Annotated in this window: 2 protein-coding genes; both read left to right on the top strand. The window is 74.4% G+C overall.

What is annotated here, in order from left to right; genetic code table 11:
- Positions 1-31: 31 nt before the first annotated feature.
- Positions 32-9,889 carry a type I polyketide synthase gene (locus tag ACFVHO_RS24865; RefSeq protein WP_385718570.1) on the top strand — a complete coding sequence of 3,286 codons (9,858 nt, stop codon included), beginning with the start codon at positions 32-34 and terminating at the stop codon, positions 9,887-9,889.
- 162 nt (positions 9,890-10,051) lie between these two features.
- Positions 10,052-25,126, top strand: a complete 15,075-nt coding sequence (locus ACFVHO_RS24860; protein ID WP_385718567.1) for a type I polyketide synthase — start codon at positions 10,052-10,054, stop codon at positions 25,124-25,126.
- The last annotated feature ends 16 nt before the right edge of the window (positions 25,127-25,142 follow it).

Here is a 25,142-nt window from a genome sequence, read left to right as displayed (position 1 = left end):
CGGCCCTCTGCGTTGAAGGAGTCGCACCGAAATGGCGAACGAGCAGAAACTCCGCGAGTACCTCAAGCGAGTTACCGCGGATCTGCATCAGACCCGGCAGCGTCTACAGGACGCCGAGTCGGTGAGCCGGGAGCCCATCGCCATCGTCGCGATGAGCTGCCGCTACCCCGGCGGCGTGAGCGGCCCGGAAGACCTCTGGCAGCTCGTCGCCGAGGGCGGGGACGCGATCTCCCCCTTCCCCGACGACCGGGGCTGGGACGCGGACCTCCACGACCCCGACCCGACCCGCGCGGGCAAGAGCTACGCCCGCGAAGGCGGATTCCTGCACGACGCGGCGGAGTTCGACCCGGCCTTCTTCGGCATCTCGCCGCGCGAGGCCCTCGCCATCGACCCGCAGCAGCGCCTCCTCCTGGAATCCACCTGGGAGGCCTTCGAGCGGGCGGGCGTCGACCCGCTGTCCGTACGAGGGTCCAAGACCGGAGTCTTCGTCGGCGTCATGTACGGCGACTACGGCAACCGCATCCTCAGCAGCCCCGAGGGCCTGGAGGAGTTCGAGGGCTACCTCGGCAACGGCAGCGCGGGCAGCATCGCCTCCGGACGCGTCTCGTACACCTTCGGCCTCGAAGGCCCCGCCGTCACCATCGACACGGCCTGCTCCTCCTCCCTCGTCGCCCTGCACCTCGCCGCGCAGGCGCTGCGCCAGGGCGAGTGCACCATGGCCCTCGCCGGTGGCGTGACCGTCATGTCGACGCCGGACACCTTCGTGGAGTTCAGCCGTCAGCGCGGCCTCTCCGCCGACGGCCGCTGCAAGGCCTTCGCCGAGGCCGCGGACGGCACCGGCTGGGGCGAGGGCGTCGGCCTGCTCCTCCTGGAGCGCCTCTCGGACGCGCGCCGCAACGGCCACAAGGTCCTCGCGGTCGTCCGCGGCACCGCCGTCAACCAGGACGGCGCCAGCAGCGGCCTCACCGCCCCCAACGGCCCCGCCCAGCAGCGTGTCATCCGCGCCGCCCTGACCAACGCGGGCCTCACGGCCGCCGATGTCGACGCGGTCGAGGCGCACGGCACCGGCACGACCCTCGGCGACCCGATCGAGGCCCAGGCGCTCCTCGCCACCTACGGCCAGGACCGCCCCGAGACCACCACCGGCGGCACCGCGCCCCTGTGGCTCGGCTCGGTGAAGTCCAACCTCGGGCACACGCAGGCCGCCGCCGGAGTCGCGGGCGTCATCAAGATGGTCATGGCCATGCGGCACGAGACCCTGCCCCGCACCCTCCACGTGGACCGCCCGAACTCCCACGTGGACTGGGAGGCCGGGGCTGTCGAGCTGTTGACGGAGGCCCGGGAGTGGGCCGGGCGGGACGGCGGCGCGCCGCGTCGCGCGGGTGTGTCGTCGTTCGGCGTGAGCGGCACCAACGCGCATGTGATCGTCGAGCAGGCGTCCCTGGAGGAGCCCGCGGAGCAGCCCGAGTCGGCCGAGCCCGTCGGTGCCGCGCCGGTGGCGGGTGCCGTGGTGCCGTGGGCGGTTTCGGGCCGCAGCGCCGAGGCGCTGCGGGCACAGGCCGAGCGGCTGCGGGACCACGTGGCCGGGCGCGGGGACCTCGACGCCGTCGGCGTGGGCTGGTCGCTGCTTTCGGGCCGCGCCCTGCACGAGCACCGGGCGGTCGTCTTCGGGCGGGAGCGGGAGGAGTTCCTCGCCGGGCTGGGAGTCGTGGCCTCCGGTGGTCCGGGGGTGGTGACTGGTTCGGTGGTCGAGGGCCGTCTCGGCGTTCTCTTCACCGGGCAGGGCAGTCAGCGCGTCGGTATGGGGCGTGAGTTGTACGACGCCTTCCCCGTGTTCGCCGACGCCCTGGACGAGGTGTGTGCGCACCTGGACGGGCTGTTGGAGCGTCCGTTGAAGGACGTCATGTTCGGTACCGACGCGGAGGCGCTCGCCCAGACCGGCTTCGCGCAGCCCGCGCTGTTCGCCGTCGAGGTGGCGCTGTACCGGCTCGTCGAGTCCTTCGGGGTGCGGCCGGAGATCGTCGGCGGGCACTCGATCGGTGAGTTGACCGCTGCGTATGTGGCCGGGCTGTGGTCCCTGGAGGACGCTGCCCAACTGGTGGCTGCGCGCGGCCGGTTGATGCAGGCCCTGCCCGAGGGCGGGGGCATGCTCGCGGTCCAGGCCGCTGAGGCCGACGTACTGCCGCTGCTTGAGGGCGTATCGGATCGCGCCGGTGTGGCGGCTGTGAACGGGTCGACGCAGGTGGTGCTCTCCGGTGACCGGACGGTCCTGGAGGGCCTGGAGGGGAAGCTTCGCGGTGAGAGCCGCAAGGTCCGCTGGCTGAAGGTCTCGCACGCTTTCCACTCGCCGTTGATGGACCCGGCGCTGGACGACTTCCGGAAGGTCGCGGAGGAGCTGACGTACCAGGACCCGAAGCTGCCCGTCGTCTCCAACGTCACGGGTGAGCTGGCGGAGTCGGCTCAGCTGAAGGATCCGGAGTACTGGGTCCGCCACATTCGCGAGGCCGTCCGCTTCCACGACGGGCTGACCGCTCTGACCGGTTTCGGCGCGAGCACTGTGCTGGAACTCGGTCCGGACGCCGTCCTGACGGCGATGGCCCACGACACGATCACCGACCCGGCCGCCCAGGCCGGTCTGGTCGCGGCCCTGCGCAAGGACCGCCCCGAGCCGGACACGTTCCTCGCCGCCCTCGCCCATCTCCACGTGCGCGGCACCACCGTCGACTGGTCCCGCTTCTTCGAGCCCGTCGAGGCGCGCCGCCACGTCGACCTGCCCACGTACGCCTTCCAGCACCAGCACCTCTGGCTCAACCCCCTGGAGCAGGCGACGGGCGCCGCCGGGGACGGCTTCGACCCGGCGGACGCGAGTTTCTGGAAGGCCGTGGAGGACGAGGACCTCGCGGCTCTGACCGGGGCCCTTGACGTCGACGAGGAGGCGCCGCTGCGGTCCGTGCTGCCCGCGCTGACGGCCTGGCGACGGCAGCGGCACGAGCAGTCCGAGCTGGACCGCTGGCAGTACCGCGTCACCTGGAAGCCGCTCGCCAAGCAGTCGCGGGCCGGACTCACCGGCACCTGGCTGGTCGTCGCCCGCGCCGACGCGACGGACGAGCCGTGGCTCGACGCCTCCGCCCGCGCCCTGGAACAGGCCGGGGCACGGGTGCACGTCCTGCGGGTGGACGCGCGGGACACCGACCGCGACACGCTGCGGGCGCGCGTGACCGACGCCCTCGCGGACCACGACCAGGACACCGGGAACGGCACGACCGTCACGGGCGTCCTCTCCCTGCTGGCGTGCGCGCCGGCCGACGTGCTCCCGACTCTCGCCCTCGTGCAGGCCCTCGGTGACGCGGCGGTGGCCGCGCCGCTGTGGGTGGCGACGCGGGGCGCCGTCTCCGTCGGCGCCTCGGACTCCGTGGCCGACGCCGACGGCGCGGCCGTGTGGGGCCTCGGCCGGGTCGTCGCCCTCGAACACCCCGAGCGCTGGGGCGGTCTGGTGGACCTGCCCGAGACGGCCGACGCGCGTGCCATGTCCCGGCTCACCCAGGTCCTCGGGGCCTCGTCGGGCGAGGACCAGGTGGCGGTGCGCGGCTCCGGTGTGTTCGTACGCAGACTGGTGCGTGCGGGCTTCGGGGACGCGGCGCTGAGCGAGTCGTCAGTGGGGGAGTGGTCTCCGGCTGGTGGCACGGTGCTTGTGACGGGTGGTACGGGTGCGCTGGGTGGTCATGTGGCGCGGTGGGTGGCGCGTGCGGGTGCCGGTCATGTGCTGCTGACGAGCCGTCGTGGTCTTGACGCGCCGGGTGCGCCCGAACTCCGTACCGAATTGGAGGAGTTGGGTGTACGCGTGACGGTCGCGGCGTGTGACGCGGCGGACCGTGAGGCGCTGGCCCAAGTCCTGGGGGAGATCCCGGACGATGTGCCGTTGACCGGGGTGTTCCACACGGCGGGTGTCCTGGACGACGGCGTCCTCGACGGGCTCACGGCGGACCGGATGGCTTCCGTGTTCCGTGCCAAGGCCGAGTCGGCCCGGAACCTGGACGAGCTGACCCGCCACGCCGACCTGTCGGCCTTCGTCCTCTTCTCCTCCCTCACCGGGACCGTCGGCGCGCCCGGCCAGGGCAACTACGCGGCGGCGAACGCCTTCCTGGACGCCCTCGCCGAACAGCGGAGTGCCGCCGGACTGCCCGCCGTCTCGCTTGCCTGGGGCCCGTGGGCCGGGAGCGGCATGGCCGCCGACGACGGCTCCGACGGGCGGATGCGCGAAGCGGGCCTGCCCGTCATGGACCCGGCGCGTGCGATCGAGGCGCTGCGCCGGGCGACAGCCCACGCGTCCGCGCAGGTCTCGTCCGCGCAGGTCGCGTCGGCGGACAGGACGTCCGCCCTCGTCGTCGCCGACATCGTCTGGGACCGGTTCGCCGACGGCTTCACGGCCACCCGGCGCAGCACCCTCTTCGACGACCTGCCGGAGACGGCGGCCGCCCGCGCGGAGCAGACCGCTGGTGCGGGTGACGGCGAAGTCACGTCCCTCAAGGACCAGTTGGCGGCCCTGCCGCGCCCGGACGCCGAGCGGACCCTGCTCGACCTGGTGCGGAACCAGGCCGCCGCGGTGCTCGGGCACGGCGGTACGGAGGCGGTGCCCGGCGACAGCGCCTTCAAGGGGCTGGGGTTCGACTCGCTCACCTCGGTGGAGTTCCGCAACCGCCTGGGCGCCGCGACCGGCCTCACCCTCCCGGCCACCCTCGTCTTCGACTACCCGTCGCCGAGGTCCGTCGCCGATTATCTCTCCGGCCTCCTCCTCACCGGCGACAGCTTCGACACCACCGCCCCCACGGCGGTCGCGCCCACCGGCCCGGTCGACGACGAGCCCATCGCCATCGTGTCGATGAGCTGCCGCTTCCCCGGCGGCGTGCGCGACCCGGAAGACCTGTGGCGGCTCGTCGCCGACGGCGTCGACGCGATGGGGGAGTTCCCCGCCGACCGAGGCTGGGACACCGGGGGGCTGTACGACCCCGACCCGGCGACGCCCGGCTCCACCTACGCCCGCCAGGGCGGATTCCTGCCGGACGCGGGCGGGTTCGACGCGGACTTCTTCGGCATCTCGCCGCGCGAGGCCCTCGCCATGGACCCGCAGCAGCGGCTCCTCCTGGAGACCGCGTGGGAACTGTTCGAGCGTGCCGGGATCGCACCTCCGACGCTGCACGGCAGCCGCACGGGCGTGTTCGCCGGCACGAACGGCCAGGACTACCTGGACCTCCTGAAGGACGCCCCCGAAGGCGCCGAGGGCTACATCGGCACGGGCAACGCGGCGAGCGTCGTCTCCGGCCGCCTCTCGTACGCCTTCGGTTTCGAAGGCCCCGCCATGACCGTCGACACCGCGTGCTCCTCCGCTCTCGTCGCGCTGCACCTCGCCGCGCAGGCGCTGCGGCAGGGCGAGTGCGACATGGCGCTCGCGGGCGGCGTGACCGTGATGTCCACGCCCAGCGCGTTCATCGAGTTCAGCCGTCAGCGCGGCCTCGCCGCGGACGGCCGCTGCAAGGCGTTCGCGGAGGCGGCGGACGGTACCGGCTGGGGCGAGGGCGTGGGCCTGCTCCTCCTGGAGCGCCTGTCGGACGCCAAGCGCCACGGTCATGAAGTCTTGGCTGTTGTCCGGGGCTCGGCTGTCAACCAGGACGGCGCCAGCAACGGCCTCACCGCCCCCAACGGCCCCTCGCAGCAGCGCGTCATCCGCGCCGCCCTCGCCAACGCCCGGCTGTCCGCCGGTGACGTGGACGCGGTCGAGGCGCACGGCACCGGCACCACCCTCGGCGACCCCATCGAGGCCCAGGCGCTCCTCGCCACCTACGGGCAGGAGCGGGCGGCCGACCGGCCCCTGTGGCTCGGCTCGGTGAAGTCCAACATCGGGCACACGCAGGCCGCCGCCGGTGTCGCGGGCGTCATCAAGATGGTGATGGCCATGCGCCACGGCGTGCTGCCGCGCACACTGCACGTGGACGAGCCCAGCACGCACGTCGACTGGTCGGCGGGTTCGGTCGAGCTGTTGACGGAGGCCCGGGAGTGGGCCGGGCGGGACGGCGGCGCGCCGCGTCGGGCTGCGGTCTCTTCGTTCGGCGTGAGCGGTACGAACGCGCATGTGATCGTGGAGCAGGCGCCGGGGGCTGAGTCCGCCGAGTCCGGTGGGGCCGTTGAGTCGCCCGAGTCCGCCGACGAGGTCACTCCGGGGACGGCCGTGCCGTGGCTGGTGTCGGCCCGCAGCACGGAGGCGCTGCGCGCCCAGGCCGGGCGGCTCGTCGAGCACCTGACCGGCCGCGCTGAGGTGGAGTCCGCCGACGTGGCCTGGTCGCTCCTCTCGGGTCGCGCCCTGCACGAGCACCGCGCCGTCGTGCTCGGCCACGGCCGGGTAGAACTCCTGGCCGGGCTCGACGCCGTCGCGTCGGGCGGGCCCGGGGCCGTGACGGGCTCCGTGACGGACGGCCGTCTCGGGGTTGTCTTCACCGGGCAGGGCAGTCAGCGGGTCGGCATGGGCCGGGAGCTGTACGAGGCGTTCCCTGTGTTCGCGGATGCGCTGGACGAGGTGTGCGCGCACCTGGACGGGCACCTGGAACGCCCGCTGAAGGACGTCATGTTCGGAGCCGATGGCGCGCTTCTGGAGCAGACTGCCTTCGCGCAGCCCGCGCTGTTCGCCGTCGAGGTGGCGCTGTACCGGCTGGCTGAGTCCTTCGGGGTGCGGCCGGAGATCGTGGGCGGGCACTCGATCGGTGAGTTGACCGCCGCGTATGTGGCTGGGCTGTGGTCTCTGGAGGATGCGGCTCAACTGGTTGCCGCGCGTGGCCGGTTGATGCAGGCCCTGCCTGAGGGTGGGGGCATGCTCGCGGTGCAGGCCGCCGAGGCGGACGTACTGCCGTTGCTGGAGGGCCTCTCGGAGAGTGTGGGTGTGGCGGCCGTGAACGGGCCCGCCCAGGTGGTGCTCTCCGGCGAGCGGACGGTCCTGGCGGGTCTGGAGGAGAAGCTTCGCGGCGAGGGCCGTAAGGTCCGCTGGCTGAAGGTGTCGCACGCTTTCCACTCGCCGTTGATGGACCCGGCGCTGGATGACTTCCGGAAGGTCGCGGAGGAGCTGACGTACCAGACGCCGAAGCTGCCCGTCGTCTCCAACGTCACGGGTGAGCTGGCGGAGTCGGCTCAGCTGAAGGATCCGGAGTACTGGGTCCGTCACATCCGTGAGGCCGTCCGCTTCCATGACGGGCTGACCGCTCTGACTGGTTTCGGCGCGAGCACTGTGCTGGAACTCGGTCCGGATGCCGTCCTGACGGCGATGGCCCACGACACGATCACCGACCCGTCCGCCGAGGCCGGTCTGGTCGCGGCCCTGCGCAAGGACCGCCCCGAGCCGGACACGTTCCTCGCCGCCCTCGCCCATCTCCACGTGCGCGGCATCGACGTCGACTGGACGCCCCTGTACGGCACCACGCGCGCCCGGCGCCTCGTGGAGCTGCCCACGTACGCCTTCCAGCACCGGACCTACTGGCCGGAGCCGAAGGGTTCGGGCACGTCGGCCGAGGACCGGAGCGACGGCGTGGACGCCGAGTTCTGGGAGGTCGTGCAGCGCGAGGACCTGGAAGGGCTCGCGGAGACGCTGGAGTTGGACCAGGAGGCCTCGCTGAAGTCCGTCCTGCCCGCGCTCGCGACCTGGCGACGGCGGCAGCAGGAACAGCACCAGGTGGAGGCCCTGCGCTACCGGGTCACCTGGAAGCCGCTGTCCGGTGACCCGTCGCCGGGTGCCGGTTCGGCGTTCGGCGGGACCTGGGCCCTTGTCGTACCGGCCGGTGCGGCCGGACACCCCTGGAGCGCGGCCGCCGAAGAGGCGCTCGCCGCCGCGGGTGCGGACGTCCGGCGCGTCGTCGTGGGTGACGAGGTCGTCGACCGCACGGCGATGGCGCGGCTCCTGCGGGAGTCCGCAGAGGGGGCGGAGGCCGCTGACGGGGGCGCTGCCCTGGCGGGTGTGCTGTCGCTGCTCGCCCTGGACGAGCGGCCGTACGGCCAGGCCGCATCCGGCGAAGACGATCACTCAAGGGAGGGCACCCCCGCCCTCACGTGGGGCATGGCCGCGACCCTCGCGCTCACGCAGGCCGTCGTCGACGCCGAGGTCGGCGGGCGGCTGTGGATCGCGACGTCCGGCGCCGTTTCCGTCGGCGACGCCGACCCCGTACGCAGTGTCACGCAGGGGCAGGCGTGGGGATTCGGCCGGGTCGTGGGCCTTGAGCACCCCGACGTGTGGGGCGGCCTCATCGACCTCACGGAGACGACGGGGAGCACCGGCGCCAAGGGCGCCATGAAGACGACGGACGCCACCAGCGGCACCGGCGCCCTCGAAGGCACCGTTCCCGCCCGCGCCCGCGACCTCCTCACCACCCTCCTCACCCGCACCGCGGCACCCGGCTTCACCGAGGACCAACTCGCCGTCCGCCCCTCGGGCGTGCACGTGCGCCGCCTCGTCCGGGCGCCCCGGAGCGCCGCCCCGGCCACGCCCTGGCAGCCGCGCGGCACCGTCCTCGTCACCGGCGGCACCGGCGCCCTCGGCGCCCACGTCGCACGCTGGTGCGCGGGCGGCGGCGCCCAGCACCTCGTACTGACGAGCAGGCGCGGCCCGGACGCGCCCGGAGCCGCCGAACTCCGCGCCGAACTGGAGGACCTGGGCGCCAAGGTCACCGTCGCGGCCTGCGACGTAGCCGACCGCGACGCCCTCGCCCGGCTGCTCGCCGAGATCCCCGCGGACGCGCCGCTCAGCGCCGTCGTGCACGCGGCGGGCCTCGGCCAGGACCGGATGATCGACGAGACCGGACCCGAGGACTTCGCGGAGATCGTCGCCGCGAAGACCGCGGGCGCGGCGCACCTGGACGACCTGCTCGGCGACACGCCGCTGGACGCCTTCGTGCTGTTCTCGTCCATCGCCGGAGTGTGGGGCAGCGGCGGCCAGGCCGCTTACGCCGCCGCCAACGCCTTCCTCGACGGCCTCGCCGAGCGCCGCCGGGCCCAGGGCCGGGCCGTGACGTCGGTGGCGTGGGGGCCGTGGGGCGGATCGGGCATGGCGGGCGACGACGCCGCCGCGGCGCACCTGAGCAAGCGCGGGCTGCCCGTGCTGCGGCCCGAGTCGGCGATCGCGGCCCTGCGGCACGCGCTCGACCGGCGCGACCCGCTCGTGACCGTCGCCGATGTCGACTGGGAGCGGTTCGCCCCGGCGTTCACCGTGCGGCGGCCCAGCCCGCTGCTCGACGACCTGCCGGAGGCCCGCCGCGCCCTCGACGCCGCGTCCGCCGACCAGGGCGCACGCGCCTCCGACGGAGCCGACGCGGAGGCCGCCCTGCGCGCCCGACTCGCCGACGCGACGCCCGCCGAGCGCGAGCGGACCGTCCTGAAGCTCGTGCGCACGGAAGTCGCCGCCGTACTCGGCCACACCGGCACGGAAGCCGTCCGCGAGGACCGCGCGTTCAAGGACTTCGGCTTCGACTCCCTGACCGCCGTGGAACTGCGCACCCGCCTCAACGCCGCGACCGGCCTGAGCCTGCCGAGCACCCTCGTCTTCGACCACCCGACCCCCGGCGAGCTGGCCCTGGAGCTCCTCGCCGAACTCCTGCCCGACGCGGCCGCCGACACCACGGACGGCGCCGACGGCGAGGGGACGGGGGCCGACGACCCGGCCGACGCCGAGGTCCGCCGCGCCCTGGCGGCCGTCCCGATCGCCCGCATCCGCGAGGCGGGCCTCGTGGACGCCCTCCTGCGCCTGGCCGCGCCGGACACGGGCACGGCACCGGCCGATGACGACGACGCGGACGCCTCGATCGACGCCATGGACGTGGCCAACCTGATCCAGCTGGCCTTGGACAACAGTGACTCCTGACCCAGCACGAGACGCAGTACGACGCGCTGTGTGCCACGCGGCGCGAGGCGCGGCACGACACACGGCGCAGGACGCGGCACGAGCCGCCGAACGACACACAGTGCGAGCCGCGGCGCGAGCCCACGCAGCACGAATGGACGCAGCACGGATGTGGAGCCGGACATGACGAGGCCTTCGGACACGGTCGTTGAAGCGCTGCGCGCGTCTCTGAAGGAGACCGAGCGGCTGCGACGGCAGAACCAGCAGCTCGCGGCGGCCGCCAGGGAGCCCATCGCGATCGTCGGCATGAGCTGCCGCTTCCCCGGCGGTGTCGCGAGCCCCGAGGACCTGTGGCGGCTCGTCGCCGACGGCGCCGACGCCATCGGCGAACTCCCCGAAGGCCGCGGCTGGGACGTCGAGTCCCTCTACGACCCCGACCCCGACAAGCAGGGCACCTTCTACGCCCGCCACGGCGGCTTCCTGCACGACGCGGGCCGGTTCGACGCCTCCTTCTTCGGTATCTCGCCCCGCGAGGCCCTCGCCATGGACCCGCAGCAGCGGCTCCTCCTGGAGACCGCGTGGGAGGCCTTCGAGCGCGCCGGGATCGACCCGGCGACCCTGCGCGGCAGCCGCGCGGGCGTGTTCGTCGGCTCCGGCTACCAGGGGTACGGCGAAGGCGTCCGCCAGGCCCCCGAAGGCGTCGAGGGCCACCTCCTCACCGGCAACACCACCAGCGTCATGTCCGGCCGCCTCTCCTACGTCCTCGGCCTCCAGGGCCCGGCCGTCACTGTCGACACGGCCTGCTCGTCCTCGCTCGTCGCCCTGCACCTCGCCGCGCAGGCGCTGCGCCAGGGCGAGTGCACCATGGCACTCGCGGGCGGCGTGACCGTCATGTCGTCGCCCGAGACGTTCGTCGAGTTCAGCCGCCAGCGCGGCCTCGCGGCCGACGGCCGCTGCAAGGCGTTCGCCGACGCGGCGGACGGCACGGGCTGGGGCGAGGGCGTGGGCATGCTCCTCGTCGAGCGCCTCTCCGACGCCCGCCGCAACGGGCACAAGGTCCTCGCGGTCGTCCGTGGCTCGGCCGTCAACCAGGACGGCGCGTCCAACGGCCTGACCGCCCCCAACGGCCCCTCCCAGCGCCGCGTCATCCGCGCCGCCCTCGCGAACGCGGGCCTCGCGGCAGGCGACGTGGACGCCGTCGAGGCCCACGGCACGGGCACCACCCTCGGTGACCCCATCGAGGCCCAGGCGCTCCTCGCCACCTACGGCAAGGAGCACACCGAGGAACAGCCCCTGTGGCTCGGCTCGTTGAAGTCGAACATCGGGCACACCCAGGCCGCCGCCGGTGTCGCCGGTGTCATCAAGATGGTCATGGCGCTGCGGGCAGGCGTACTGCCCCAGACCCTGCACGTGGACGCCCCGACCTCCGAGGTCGACTGGTCCGCGGGGACCGTCGAGCTGCTGACCGAGGCGCGCGAATGGCCCGAGCGGGAGCCCGGGCTGCCCAGGCGCGCGGGCGTCTCGTCCTTCGGCATGAGCGGTACGAACGCGCACGTGATCGTGGAGCAGGCCCCGGTGGTGGAGCCTGCGGCGGAGGTGGAGTCCGCGTCGGGTGAGCCTGAGGGTGCTGCTGCGTCTTCGTCGTCGGCGGTGGTGTCGGGTGTGGTGCCGTTGGCGCTTTCGGGTAAGACCGAGGGGGCTTTGCGGGAGCAGGCCGCGCGGGTGCGGGAGTTGCTGCTTGCCGATGGTGGTCTTGAGCTGGGTGATGTGGCCTGGTCGTTGGCGGTGGCGCGGTCGCGGTTCGACCAGCGGGGCGTCGTCCTCGGCGGGGACCGGGACGAGGTCCTCGCCGGGCTTGAGGCGCTGGCCCAGGGCGACAGCACGAGCGGTGCCGTGGTGACCGGGCGAGCGCTGGGCGCCAAGGGCAAGGTCCGTCCGGTGTTCGTGTTCCCGGGGCAGGGGTCGCAGTGGGCCGGGATGGCCCGTGAACTCCTCGACTCCAGTCCGGTGTTCGCCGAGCGGATGCGGGAGTGCGGTGACGCGCTCTCCGAGTTCGTCGAGTGGGATCTGCTCGATGAGCTGAGCGGGGACAACTTCGATCAGGTGGACGTGGTCCAGCCGGTGTTGTTCGCCGTGATGGTGTCGCTGGCCGCGACCTGGCAGGCGGCTGGTGTGCAGCCTGCTGCTGTCGTCGGGCACAGTCAGGGCGAGATTGCGTCCGCGTGCGTCGCGGGTGCGCTCAGCCTGCGGGACGCCGCGCGTGTGGTGGCTCTGCGCAGCCTCGCCATCCGGGAGTTGTCGGGCAAGGGCGGGATGGTGTCCGTGCCGTTGCCCGAGGCCGAGGTGCGGGAGCTGATCTCGGCTTGGGACGGTCGGATTGAGCTTGCCGCCGTGAACGGTCCCGCTCAGGTGGTGGTCTCCGGTGAGCCCGAGGCCCTGGAAGAGCTGGTTGCCCAGTGCGTGGCGCAGGACATTCGCGCCCGCACGATTCCGGTGGACTACGCCTCGCACTCCTCCTACGTGGAGCAGATCGAGGCCCAGATAGCCGAGGCCCTGGCGGACGTGTCTCCCCAGGCCGCCGAGGTGCCCCTGTTCTCGACGCTGACGGGGGAGTGGCTGGACGCCAACACCCCGATGGACGCGGGCTACTGGTACCGCAACCTCCGTCAGACGGTGCTGTTCGAGCACGCCACCCGCGGCCTCCTGGCCGAGGGCCACGGCCTGTTCCTGGAGATGAGCCCCCACCCGGTCCTGACCGTGCCGGTGCAGGCGACCATCGACGCCACCGACAGCCCGGCCGCCACCCTCGGCTCACTCCGGCGCGACGAGGGCGGTGCCGACCGCCTCGCCGCCTCCCTCGCCGAGGCCCACACCCACGGCGCGGAGCTGGACTGGCAGGCCCTCTTCCCGGGCGCCCGCACCACCGTCGACCTCCCCACCTACCCCTTCCAGCACCAGCACTACTGGCTGCACGCGGACCTCACGGCGGGCGATGTCAGCGCCGCGGGGCTCGGTGACACGCGGCACCCGTTGCTGGGCGCGGCGGTGCCGCTGGCGGGCGGGGACGGGCATCTGCTCACGGGGCGGCTCTCGCTGCGCACGCACCCGTGGCTGGCCGATCACGCCGTGGCGGGTGTCGTGCTGCTGCCCGCGACCGCGTTCGTGGAGCTGGCGACGCGCGCGGGCGACCAGGTGGGCTGCGACCTCGTCGAAGAGCTGACCATGGAGTCGCCGCTGGTCGTCCCGGAGACGGGCGGCGTGCAACTGCAGCTGACCGTGGGAGACGCCGACGCCGCCGGGCGGCGGTCGCTGAGCTTCCACTCCCGGCCGGAGACCGGCCCCGACGCGGACGGCGCCGAGCCCGAGCCGTGGACCCGGCACGCCACCGGCGTTCTCGCCCTCAGCACCGAGGCCGCCGAGTTCGACCTCGCGCAGTGGCCGCCGCACGGCGCCGACGCGGTCGCGATCGACGGCCTGTACGAGGAGTTCGCCGCGGCGGACGTCCAGTACGGCCCCGCGTTCCAGGGCCTGCGTGGCGTCTGGCGGCTCGGTGACGAGGTGTTCGCCGAGGTGAGCGTCCCCGAGGACCGGCGGGACGAGGCCGGACGGTTCGGCCTGCACCCCGTGCTCCTCGACGCCGCCCTCCAGGCCGCACACCTCGCGCATGACCCCTCCGACGAGGACGAGGGTGGCGCGCCCCGGCTGCCGTTCTCGTGGAGCGACGTGGCGCTGTACGCCGACGGGGCGAAGTCCCTGCGCGTACGGCTGACCCGCTCGGGCAGCGGCGGCGACACCGTCTCCGTGCTGCTCGCCGACGACTCGGGCGCCCCGGTCGCCCGCATCGGCTCGCTGGTGTCCCGCACCGTCGACGTCCGCCAGGGCCTCGCCGCCCGCCGGACCCGGGTGGCACACCTGTACCGCGTCAACTGGGTGCGGCCGGCAGCCGTCGACCCGACCCCGGCGGACGCCGCCACGGCCACCCCCTGGGCCGTGCTCGGCGCCGACGGCACCGACGCCGGTGAGCTGTGCCGCCTCTTGGACGCGGACGGCGTCGACGTCGCCTCGTACCCGACGCTCGCCGACCTCACCGCGGCGGTGGACGCGGGCACCGCGCCCGTACCCGGCGTCGTCGTGGCGGCCGGAGCCACCACCGCCACCGCGGCCGACGCCGACACGGACGCCGACTCCGTGCACGCCGCCACCCGCGACGCCCTCGCCCTCGTCCAGGAGTGGCTGACCGCGGCCGACGGCGACACCTTCGCCGACGCGCGCCTCGTCGTCCTGACCCGCGGCGCCGCCGCCGTCACCGCCGACGAGCCGCTGCCCGGCCTCGCGCACTCCGCCGTCCTCGGCCTGCTGCGTTCGGCGCAGTCCGAGGAGCCGGGCCGGTTCGTGCTCGCCGACGTGGACGGCGCCCCCGAGTCGCTGCGCGCGCTGCCCGCCGCGTACGCGCACGGCGAGCCCGAGTGCGCGATCCGCGCCGGGGCCGTACTCGTCCCCCGCCTCACCCGTGACCTCGGCGAGCGGACCTCCGATCCGACGGACCCGCAGACCCGGACCGAATCTGTCCTGGACCCGCACGGCACCGCTCTGGTCACCGGCGCCCCCGGCGGCCTCGGCGGCCTCGTCGCCCGGCACCTCGTCACCACGCACGGCATCCGGCACCTGCTGTTCCTCGGCCGCCGCGGCCCCGACGCGCCGGGCGCGGCCGAACTCGCCGCGCACATCGAGGAGTCCGGCGCCACCATCGACGTCGTCGCCTGCGACGCCGCCGACCGGGACGCCCTCGCCGATGCGCTCGCCCGGGTCCCCGCGGACCGCCCCCTCACCGCGGTCGTGCACACCGCGGGCGTCTTCGACGACGGCATCACCTCGTCGCTCACCGCCGGCCAACTGGGCCGGGTCCTGCGGCCCAAGGCCGACGCGGCCCTCAACCTGCGCGCCCTCACCCGGGACGCCGACCTCGCCGCCCTCGTCCTGTTCTCCTCCGTCGCGGGCGTACTCGGCGGCGCCGGACAGGGCAACTACGCGGCGGGCAACACCTTCCTCGACGCCTACGCGCAGCACCTGCGCGGCCAGGGCGTGCCCGCCACCTCCCTCGCCTGGGGCCTGTGGGCCGAACGCGGCGGCATGGCCGGGCAGATCACCGCCGACGACCTCGACCGGATGACCCGCTCCGGCGTCGCCCCCCTCACCACCGAGCAGGGCCTCGGCCTGCTCGACACCGCACTCGGCCTGGGCGCCGCCGCCCTCGTCCCCGTGCGCCTCGACACCACGGCCCTGCGCACCACGCACGGCCGGAACCTGCCGCCGCTGCTCAGCGGCCTCGTCCAGGGCCCGGCCCGGCGCGCCGCCGCGGGCCAGGACACGTCCGGCGGCGACGCCCCGGCGCTCGTGCGGCGCCTGCGCGGGCTGCCCGACGCCGAGCGGGAGCGGGCGCTCCTCGACCACGTGCGCGGCCAGGCCGCCGCCGTGCTCGGCTACGCCTCCGGCGACCAGGTCGACACCGAACGGGCCTTCCGCGACCTGGGCTTCGACTCCCTGACCGCCGTGGAACTGCGCAACCGCCTCAACGAGGCGACCGGCCTGCGCCTGCCCGCGACCCTCGTCTTCGACTACGCGAGCCCGCTCGCCCTCGCCCGCCACCTCAAGTCCGAACTGACCGGCGCCGACACGGGCACCGTCGCGGCTCCGGCCGCCCCGGTCGCGGCCGTCACCGACGAGCCCATCGCCATCGTCGCGATGAGCTGCCGCTTCCCCGGCGGCGTCGCCAGCCCCGAGGACCTGTGGCGGCTCGTCGGCGAGGGCGCCGACGCCACCTCCGGGCTGCCCGAGGGCCGAGGCTGGGACACCGCGTCCCTCTACGACCCCGACCCCGACCACCAGGGCACCACGTACTCGCGCGGCGGCGGCTTCCTGCACGACGCCGGAGAGTTCGACGCCGTGTTCTTCGGCATCTCTCCGCGTGAGGCCCTGGCCATGGACCCGCAGCAGCGGCTCCTCCTGGAGACCTCCTGGGAGGCGTTCGAGCGCGCCGGGATCGACCCGGCCACGCTGCGCGGCAGCGCGGGCGGCGTCTTCGTCGGCGCCTCGTCCCAGGGCTACGGCGAGAGCGTGCGCGTCATCCCCGACGGCCTCGAAGGCCACCTGATGACCGGCAACTCCACCAGCGTCATCTCCGGCCGCATCTCGTACTCCTTCGGCCTGGAGGGCCCCGCCGTCACCGTCGACACGGCCTGCTCGTCCTCCCTCGTGGCCCTGCACCTGGCCGCGCAGTCCCTGCGCCAGGGCGAGTGCGACCTCGCCCTCGCGGGCGGCGCCACCGTCATGGCCAACGCCGACACGCTCGTCGCCTTCAGCCGCCAGCGCGGGCTCGCCGCCGACGGCCGCTGCAAGCCCTTCGCCGAGGGCGCCGACGGCTTCGGCGTCGGCGAGGGCGTCGGCATGCTGGTCCTGGAGCGCCTGTCCGACGCGCGCCGCAACGGCCACAAGGTCCTCGCGGTCGTCCGCGGCTCGGCGATCAACCAGGACGGCGCCTCCAACGGCCTCACGGCCCCCAACGGCCCGTCGCAGCAGCGCGTCATCCGTGCCGCGCTCACCGGCGCCGGACTCACCGGTGCCGACGTCGACGCCGTCGAGGCCCACGGCACCGGCACCTCACTCGGCGACCCCATCGAGGCGCAGGCCCTCATCGCCACGTACGGCAAGGACCGCCCCGGCGACCAGGAGCCGCTGTGGCTCGGCTCCGTCAAGTCGAACATCGGGCACGCCCAGGCGGCCGCGGGTGTCGCGGGCGTCATGAAGATGGTCATGGCGATGCGGCACGGCATCCTGCCCAGGACGCTGCACGCCGAGGCGCCGACGACCGAGGTCGACTGGTCCGCGGGGACCGTCGAGCTGTTGACCGAGGCGCGCGAATGGACCGCGCGGGAGGTGGGACGGCCGCGGCGCGCGGGCGTCTCCTCCTTCGGCATGAGCGGCACCAACGCGCACGTGATCGTGGAGCAGGCACCGGTGGAGGAACGACTGCCCGCCGACCCCGCCGACGGCCCCGCCCCGACCGGCACGCCGTCGGTCGTCCCGGGCGTGGTCCCGCTGGCCCTGTCGGCGAAGAGCGAAGGCGCCCTGCGGGCGCAGGCGGAACGGCTGCGTGGGCGACTCCTCGCCGACGACGGCATCGGCCTGACCGACCTCGGCTGGTCGCTGACCGTCGCGCGATCGCGGTTCGAGCACCGGGGCGTCGCCCTCGGCCGGGACCGGGACGAGCTGCTCGCCGGGCTCGCCGAGCTGGCCCAGGGCGACGCGGCCACCACGCATGTCGTGGCGGGGCGCGCGCAGGGCGGCGCGGAGCGTGCCGTGTTCGTGTTCCCGGGGCAGGGGTCGCAGTGGGCGGGCATGGCTCGTGAACTGCTCGACTCCAGTCCGGTGTTCGCGGAGCGGATGCGGGAGTGCGGTGACGCGCTTGCGGAGTTCGTCGAGTGGGAGCTGTTCGATGAGCTGAGCGGGGACAACTTCGACCGGGTGGATGTGGTCCAGCCGGTCCTGTTCGCCGTGATGGTGTCGCTGGCCGCGACGTGGCAGGCGGCTGGTGTGCGGCCTGCGGCCGTCGTCGGGCACAGCCAGGGCGAGATCGCCGCGGCCTGCGTCGCGGGCGCGCTCAGCCTGCGGGACGCGGCTCGGGTCGTGGCCCTGCGCAGCCTGGCGATCCGGGAGTTGTCGGGCAAGGGCGGGATGGTGTCCGTGCCGCTGCCCGAGGCGGAGGTGCGGGAGCTGATCGTGGCCTGGGATGGCCGGATCGAGCTTGCCGCCGTGAATGGTCCCGCTCAGGTGGTCGTCTCCGGTGAGCCGGAGGCTCTCGAAGAGCTGGTCGCCCAGTGCGTCGCGCAGGACATCCGCGCCCGCACCATCCCCGTCGACTACGCCTCGCACTCCTCCTACGTGGAGCAGATCGAGACCCAGATAGCCGAGGCGTTGGCCGGGGTTGCCCCGCAGGCGGCCGAGGTGCCGCTGTTCTCGACGCTGACGGGGGAGTGGCTGGACGCCAACACCCCCATGGACGCGGGCTACTGGTACCGCAATCTCCGCCAGACGGTGCTGTTCGAGCACGCCACCCGCGGTCTCCTCGCCGAAGGCCACGGCCTGTTCCTGGAGATGAGCCCCCACCCGGTCCTCACCGTCCCCGTCCAGGCCACCATCGAGGCCGCCGGACGCGAGGAGACCGCCGCGGCCCTGGGCTCCCTGCGCCGCGACGAGGGCGGCGCCGACCGCCTCGCCGCCTCTCTCGCCGAAGCGCACGTGCGCGGCGCGGAGTTGGACTGGAAGGCACTCTTCCCCGGCGCCGGAACCGTCGTCGACCTGCCCACCTATGCCTTCCAGCGGCAGCACTACTGGCTGACGGACGACGGGGTGCCCGACGGCACGCCGCTGTCCGCCGTGGCCGACGTGGAGGCGAAGTTCTGGGAGGCCGTGGAGCGCGAGGACCTGGAGGAGCTGGCGGCCGAGCTGGAGATGGCGGACGAGAATGCCGCCGAGCTGGGCGCGATCCTGCCCGTACTGTCGTCCTGGCGGCGGCAGCGGCGCGAGCGGTCCACCCTCGACGGATGGCGCTACCACGTCACCTGGAAGCCCCTGGCGGCCGGTGCCCTGTCGGCCTCCGGGCTCTCCGGACGCTGGCTCGTCGTACGGTCGCAGAGCGGTGAGCGGCACCCGTGGGCGGAAGGTGTGCGCGAGGCGCTGGCGCTTGCCGGTGCCGAGGTCGTGGAACTCGACCTGGACGCACAGGAGTTGACACGGGAGGCGCTGGCCGGGCGGCTGCGGGACGCCGCCGGGGCGGACCTGGCCGGTGTGGTGTCGCTGCTCGGGCTCGACGAGTCCCCGCAGGACGGCCACGAGGCCGTGTCCGTCGGCCTCGCGGGCACCGTCGCCCTGGCGCAGGCCCTCGGCGACGCCGGGATCGGCGCGCGGATGTGGGCGGTGACCAGCGGAGCCGTCAGCACCGGCCGCGGGGACCGGGACGTACGCCCGGTCGCTGCGCAACTGTGGGGCCTCGGCCGGGTCGTGGCCCTGGAGCACCCGGACCGCTGGGGCGGTCTGATCGACCTGCCGGGGACCTACGGCGCGCGTGCCGCCTCGCGGTTCGCCGCGATCGTGGCGGGCGCGGGCGACGAGGACCAGCTCGCGGTGCGGGACACGGGCGTCTTCGTACGCCGCTTCGCGCACGCGCCCCTGGAGACGGCCCCGGGCGCCGACGCGGACCCGGAGTGGTCGCCGCGCGGTACGGCGCTGGTCACCGGTGGTACGGGTGCGATCGGTGGGCATGTGGCGCGGTGGCTGGCCCGTGAGGGCGTCGAGCACCTGGTGCTCACCAGCCGTCGCGGCCCGGACGCGCCGGGCGCCGCCGAGCTGCAGGCGGAGCTGGAGGAGCTGGGCGCCGAAGTCACCGTGGTCGCCTGCGACATCGCCGACTGGGACGCCGTGTCGGGGCTCCTCGACGACCTGGCGGCCCAGGGACGCACCCTGCGCTCCGTGTTCCACGCGGCGGGCGTCGGCCAGGAGCAGCCGCTCGTGGAGATGACGGCCGCCGACATCGCCGACGTCCTGGAGGCGAAGGTCGCGGGCGCCGCCCACCTCGACGCGCTCCTCGACACCGGAGCCCTCGACGCGTTCGTGCTGTTCTCGTCCAACGCGGGCGTGTGGGGCAGCGGCAGCCAGGGCGCGTACGCCGCAGCCAACGCGCACCTCGACGCCCTGGCAGAGGCCCGGCGCGCCCGCGGCCTCACCGCCACCTCCGTGGCGTGGGGCCTGTGGGGCGGCGGCAGCGGCATGGCCGGAGAGGACGCCGAGGAGGCGCTGCGCCGCCTCGGCGTGACGGCGATGGCACCCGAGCGCGCGGTCGCGGCACTCGCCGAGGCCGTGGCGTACGACGAGACGTTCGTCGCCGTCGCCGACGTGGACTGGGAGCGGTTCGCGCCCGCCTTCACGTCGGTGCGTCCGAACCCCTTCATCGGGGACCTGCCGGAGGCGCGGCGCGCCCTCACCGGACCCGAGACGGCCACCACGCCCGCCGCGGGGACCCCCGCGACCGGCTCCGAGTGGGCCCAGCGGCTGGCCGCCCTGCCCGCGGCCGAGCAGGAGCGGTCGGTCCTCGACCTGGTCCGCGCGCAGGCCGCCGCCGTCCTCGGCTACGCGGGCGCGGAGGCCGTCGAACCCGGCCGCGCCTTCCGCGAGTTGGGCTTCGACTCGCTCACGGCCGTCGAGGTGCGCAACCGCCTCGCCGCCGCGACCGGCCTGAAGCTCCCCACCACCCTCGTCTTCGACTACCCCAACGCCCACATCCTCGCCGCCCACCTGCGCCGCGAGGTCCTCGGCGACGGCGATCCCGCCGGTACCGCGACCACGGCGGCAGCGCCCGTGCCCGCCGACGACCCCATCGCCATCGTGTCGATGAGCTGCCGCTACCCCGGCGGCGCCACCAGCCCCGACGCCCTGTGGCGTCTGGTCTCCGACGGCACCGACGCCATCTCCGTCTTCCCCGCCGACCGCGGCTGGGAGAACTCCGGCGCGGCCGCGTACAAGGCCGAGGGCGGCTTCCTCTACGACGCCGCCGAGTTCGACGCCTCGTTCTTCGGGATCTCGCCGCGCGAGGCCCTGTCGATCGACCCCCAGCAGCGGCTCCTCCTGGAGACGTCCTGGGAACTGTTCGAGCGCGCGGGCATCGCACCCACCTCCGTCCGGGGCGACCAGACCGGCGTCTTCATCGGCTCCGGCTACCAGGGGTACGGCGACGGCGTCCAGGAGCCCCCGGAGGGCGTCGAGGGCTACCTCCTCACCGGCAACGCCGGAGCCGTCGTCTCCGGCCGCCTCTCGTACGCCTTCGGCCTCGAAGGCCCCGCCGTCACCGTCGACACGGCCTGCTCGTCCTCGCTCGTCGCCCTGCACCTGGCCGCCCAGGCCCTGCGCCAGGGCGAGTGCGACATGGCGCTCGCGGGCGGCGTGACCGTCATGTCGACGCCCACCGCCTTCGACGAGTTCAGCAAGCAGCAGGGCCTCGCCGCCGACGGCCGCTGCAAGCCGTTCGCCGAGGCCGCGGACGGCACCGGCTGGGGCGAGGGCGTCGGCCTGCTCCTCCTGGAGCGCCTGTCCGACGCCCGCCGCAACGGCCACGAAGTCCTCGCCGTCATGAAGGGCTCGGCCGTCAACCAGGACGGCGCGAGCAACGGCCTCACGGCCCCCAACGGTCCCTCCCAGCAGCGCGTCATCCGTGCGGCCCTCGCCAGCGCGGGCCTCACGACCACGGACGTGGACGCCGTCGAGGCCCACGGCACCGGCACCACGCTGGGCGACCCGATCGAGGCCCAGGCGCTCCTCGCCACCTACGGCCAGGACCGCCCCGCCGAGCAGCCGCTGTGGCTCGGCTCCATCAAGTCCAACATCGGCCACACCCAGGCAGCTTCGGGCGTCGCCGGTGTCATCAAGATGGTCATGGCGATGCGCGAGGGCGTCCTGCCCCGCACCCTGCACGTGGACGAGCCCAGCTCCCACGTGGACTGGGAGGCCGGGTCGGTCGAGCTGTTGACGGAGGCCCGGGAGTGGGCCGAGCGGGACGGTGGTGTGCCGCGTCGTGCGGGTGTGTCGTCGTTCGGTGTGAGCGGCACCAACGCCCACGTGATCGTGGAGCAGGCGCCGTTGGCGGAGTCCGTCGAGGTGGTCGAGCCGGTGCTGGACGCGCCGGTGACGGCGGTCGTGCCGTGGGTGGTGTCGGCGCGCAGCGCGGACGCCTTGCGGGCGCAGGCCGAGCGGCTGCGGGAGCACGTTGACGGGCACGAGAGCCTTGAGCCGGTTGGTGTGGGCTGGTCCCTGCTGTCCGGGCGGGCGGCACTCGACCATCGGGCGGTTGTGCTCGGTGAGGCGCGTGGGGAGTTCCTGGAGGGGCTGGGGGCGATTGCTGCTGGTGGTCCGGGCGTTGTGACTGGTTCGGTGGTCGAGGGCCGTCTCGGGGTCCTCTTCACCGGGCAGGGCAGCCAGCGCGTGGGTATGGGGCGTGAGCTGTACGAGGCGTTCCCCGTGTTCGCCGACGCGTTGGACGAGGTGTGTGCGCATCTGGACGGGCTGTTGGAGCGTCCGTTGAAGGACGTCATGTTCGGTACCGACGCTGAGGCGCTCGCCCAGACCGGTTTCGCGCAGCCCGCGCTGTTCGCGGTGGAAGTCGCCTCGTACCGGCTTGCCGAGTCCTTCGGGGTGCGGCCGGAGATTGTCGGTGGGCACTCCATCGGCGAGCTGACGGCCGCCTATGTGGCCGGGCTGTGGTCGCTGGAGGACGCGGCTCAACTGGTTGCCGCGCGCGGCCGGTTGATGCAGTCCCTGCCCGAGGGTGGCGCGATGCTGGCCGTGCAGGCCACCGAGGCGGACGTACTGCCGCTGCTGGAAGGCCTCTCGGAGAGCGTGGGTGTGGCGGCCGTCAACGGGCCGACGCAGGTGGTGCTCTCCGGCGAGCGGGCCGTCCTGGAGGGTCTGGAGGAGAAGCTTCGCGGCGAGGGCCGTAAGGTCCGCTGGCTGAAGGTCTCCCACGCTTTCCACTCGCCGTTGATGGACCCGGCGCTGGACGACTTCCGGAAGGTCGCGGAGGGGCTGACGTACCAGGACCCGAAGCTGCCCGTCGTCTCCAACGTCACGGGTGAGCTGGCGGAAACGGAGCAGCTCACGGACCCGGAGTACTGGGTCCGCCACATCCGCGAGGCCGTCCGCTTCCACGACGGACTCGGCGCCCTCACCGGCTTCGGTGTCTCGACGCTGCTTGAGCTGGGCCCGGACTCGGTGCTCACCGCCATGGCGCACGACACCCTCACCGACCCGGCCGCCCAGGCGGGCCTCGTCGCGGCGGTGCGCAAGGACCGCCCGGAGCCGGACACGTTCCTCGCCGCCCTCGCGCAGCTGCACGTGCGGGGCGCCGAGGTCGACTGGACGCCGCTGTACGCGCGGGCCGAGGCACGCCACCGCGTCGACCTGCCCACGTATGCCTTCCAGCGCGAGCGCTACTGGCTGGAGGCGGCCCCGGCGACCGGCGCCCGTGGCACCGGATCCGGTGTCGACGAGGTCGAGGCGCGCTTCTGGGAAGCCGTGGAGCGGGAGGACCTGGAGTCGCTGAGCGCCGAACTGGGCGCGGAGGGCGAGACCAGTGGCGTGGCCGCGCTGGGGGAGGTGCTCCCGGTCCTCTCGTCGTGGCGGAAGCAGCGGCGCGAGACCTCCGCGCTCGACTCCTGGCGCTACCGCGTCTCGTGGAAGCCGCTCGGACAGGCCTCCGCGCCGAGGCTGGACGGCGCGTGGCTGCTCGTCGTGCCGGACCGAGGGGCGGACGCCGCCTGGACGGCGGCCGTCGAGGACACGCTCGCCGGGCACGGGGGCGACGTGCGGACCGTCGCCGTCGACACCGAAGGGGCCGCCGACCGCGAGGAGTTCGCCGAGCGGCTCCGCAAGGAAGCGGACGCCGCGGGCGGTCGACTCGCCGGTGTCCTCTCCCTGTTGGCCGTCGACGAGTCGGAGCACGCCGTGAGCGGCGGGGTGAGCCGCGGCCTGGCCGCGACCCTCACCCTGGTGCAGGCCCTGCACGCCGCCGACCTGGGCGCGCCGCTGTGGCTCGGCAGCCGGGCCGCGCTCGGCGTGAGCGGAGCCGACCCGGCGTCCGGCCACGCGCAGGCCTCGCTGTGGGGTCTCGGGCGTGTGGTGGCCGTGGAGTACCCGAAGCTGTGGGGCGGTCTGGTCGACCTGCCCGAGGCGGCCGACGCGCGGGAGCTCGCCGGGCTCGCCGGTGTGCTCGGCGGCGCGTGGGCCGATGAGGACCAGCTGGCCGTACGCGGGACCGGGGTGTTCGCACGCCGTCTCGTACGCGGTCAGCAGGCCGGGGACGCCCCCGACGGGCGGCCCGCGTGGACGCCGCACGGCACCGCGCTGGTCACCGGCGGCACCGGCGCCGTCGGCGGCCACGTCGCACGCTGGCTCGCCGCCCACGGCGCCCGGCACCTCGTCCTCACGAGCAGGCGCGGCCCGGACGCGCCCGGAGCCACCGAACTCCGCGCCGAACTGGAGGAACTGGGCGCCGAGGTCACCATCGCCGCCTGCGACGCCGCCGACCGGGACGCCCTCACGCGCGTCCTGGCCGACATCCCCGCGGACGCGCCGCTCACCGCGGTGTTCCACACGGCGGGCGTCCTCGACGACGGCGTCCTCGACGGGATGGACGCACGGCGCCTCGCCACCGTCTTCCGGGCGAAGGTGCGGTCCGCGCGGCACCTGCACGAGCTGACGGCCGGTCTCGACCTGTCGGCGTTCGTGCTCTTCTCCTCCTTCGCCGCCCTCTCCGGCGGCACCGGACAGGGCGGGTACGCCGCGGCCAACGCCGCCCTCGACGCGCTCGCCGAGCACCGCAGGGCGCAGGGCCTCACCGCGACCTCCATCGCCTGGGGCGCCTGGGCCGGCGGCGGCATGGCCACCGACGCGGTGGCCGCCGAACGGCTGCGGGGCGGCGCCGTGCCGCCCATGGAGCCCCGGCTCGCCGTCGCCGCGCTGCGCCAGGCCCTCGGCCACGAGGTGACCGCCGCGGTGATCGCCGACATCGACTGGGACCAGTACCTCGCGGGCGGCCCCGGACTCACCCCCAACCCGCTCTTCGCCGACCTGCCCGAGGCCCGCGCCCTGCGGGAGCGCACGGCCGGATCCGGCGGCGACGGGGCCGACGGCACCGGAACGGACCTCGCCCGGCAGCTCGCCGCGCTGTCCGAGCCGGAGCGGGACCGGTTCCTGGAGGACCTGGTACGCACCCACGCGGCGGCCGTCCTCGGCTACCGGGGCCCCGAGCAGGTCGAACCCGCCCGCGCCTTCCGCGAGTTGGGCTTCGACTCCCTCACCGCCGTCGAACTGCGCAACGCGCTCGGCACGGCCACCGGCCTGCCGCTGCCCACCACCCTCGTCTTCGACCACCCCACCCCCGTCGCGCTCGCCGGCTACCTGAAGGCCGAACTGCGCACCGACGGGGCCGACCCGGCGGCTCTCCTGTCCCAGCTCGACACCCTGGAGCTCGGCCTCGCCGAGAGCACGCCGTCGGACACCGACCTCGCCACCATCGCCGAACGCCTTCGGGTGCTGCTCGACCGGTGCACGCGGGGCCAGGACGGCGAGGAGGACGCCGAGGTCGCGAGCGAGCTGGAGTCCGCGACGGACGACGAGATGTTCGACTTCATCAGCAAGGAGTTCGGGATCTCATGACGTGCCGCCCGCGCCG

The organism is Streptomyces sp. NPDC127108 (assembly GCF_042677545.1).
Classification (GTDB): domain Bacteria; phylum Actinomycetota; class Actinomycetes; order Streptomycetales; family Streptomycetaceae; genus Streptomyces.
The sequence above is the reverse complement of the archived record's forward strand: the minus strand, read 5'-3'. Positions and strand labels throughout refer to the sequence as shown.

What these genes read in the sequence shown, in the direction of transcription:
- ACFVHO_RS24865 (WP_385718570.1), top strand. Translation starts at nt 32, where the DNA reads ATGGCGAACGAGCAGAAACTCCGCGAGTACCTCAAGCGAGTTACCGCG.
- ACFVHO_RS24860 (WP_385718567.1), top strand. Translation starts at nt 10,052, where the DNA reads ATGACGAGGCCTTCGGACACGGTCGTTGAAGCGCTGCGCGCGTCTCTG.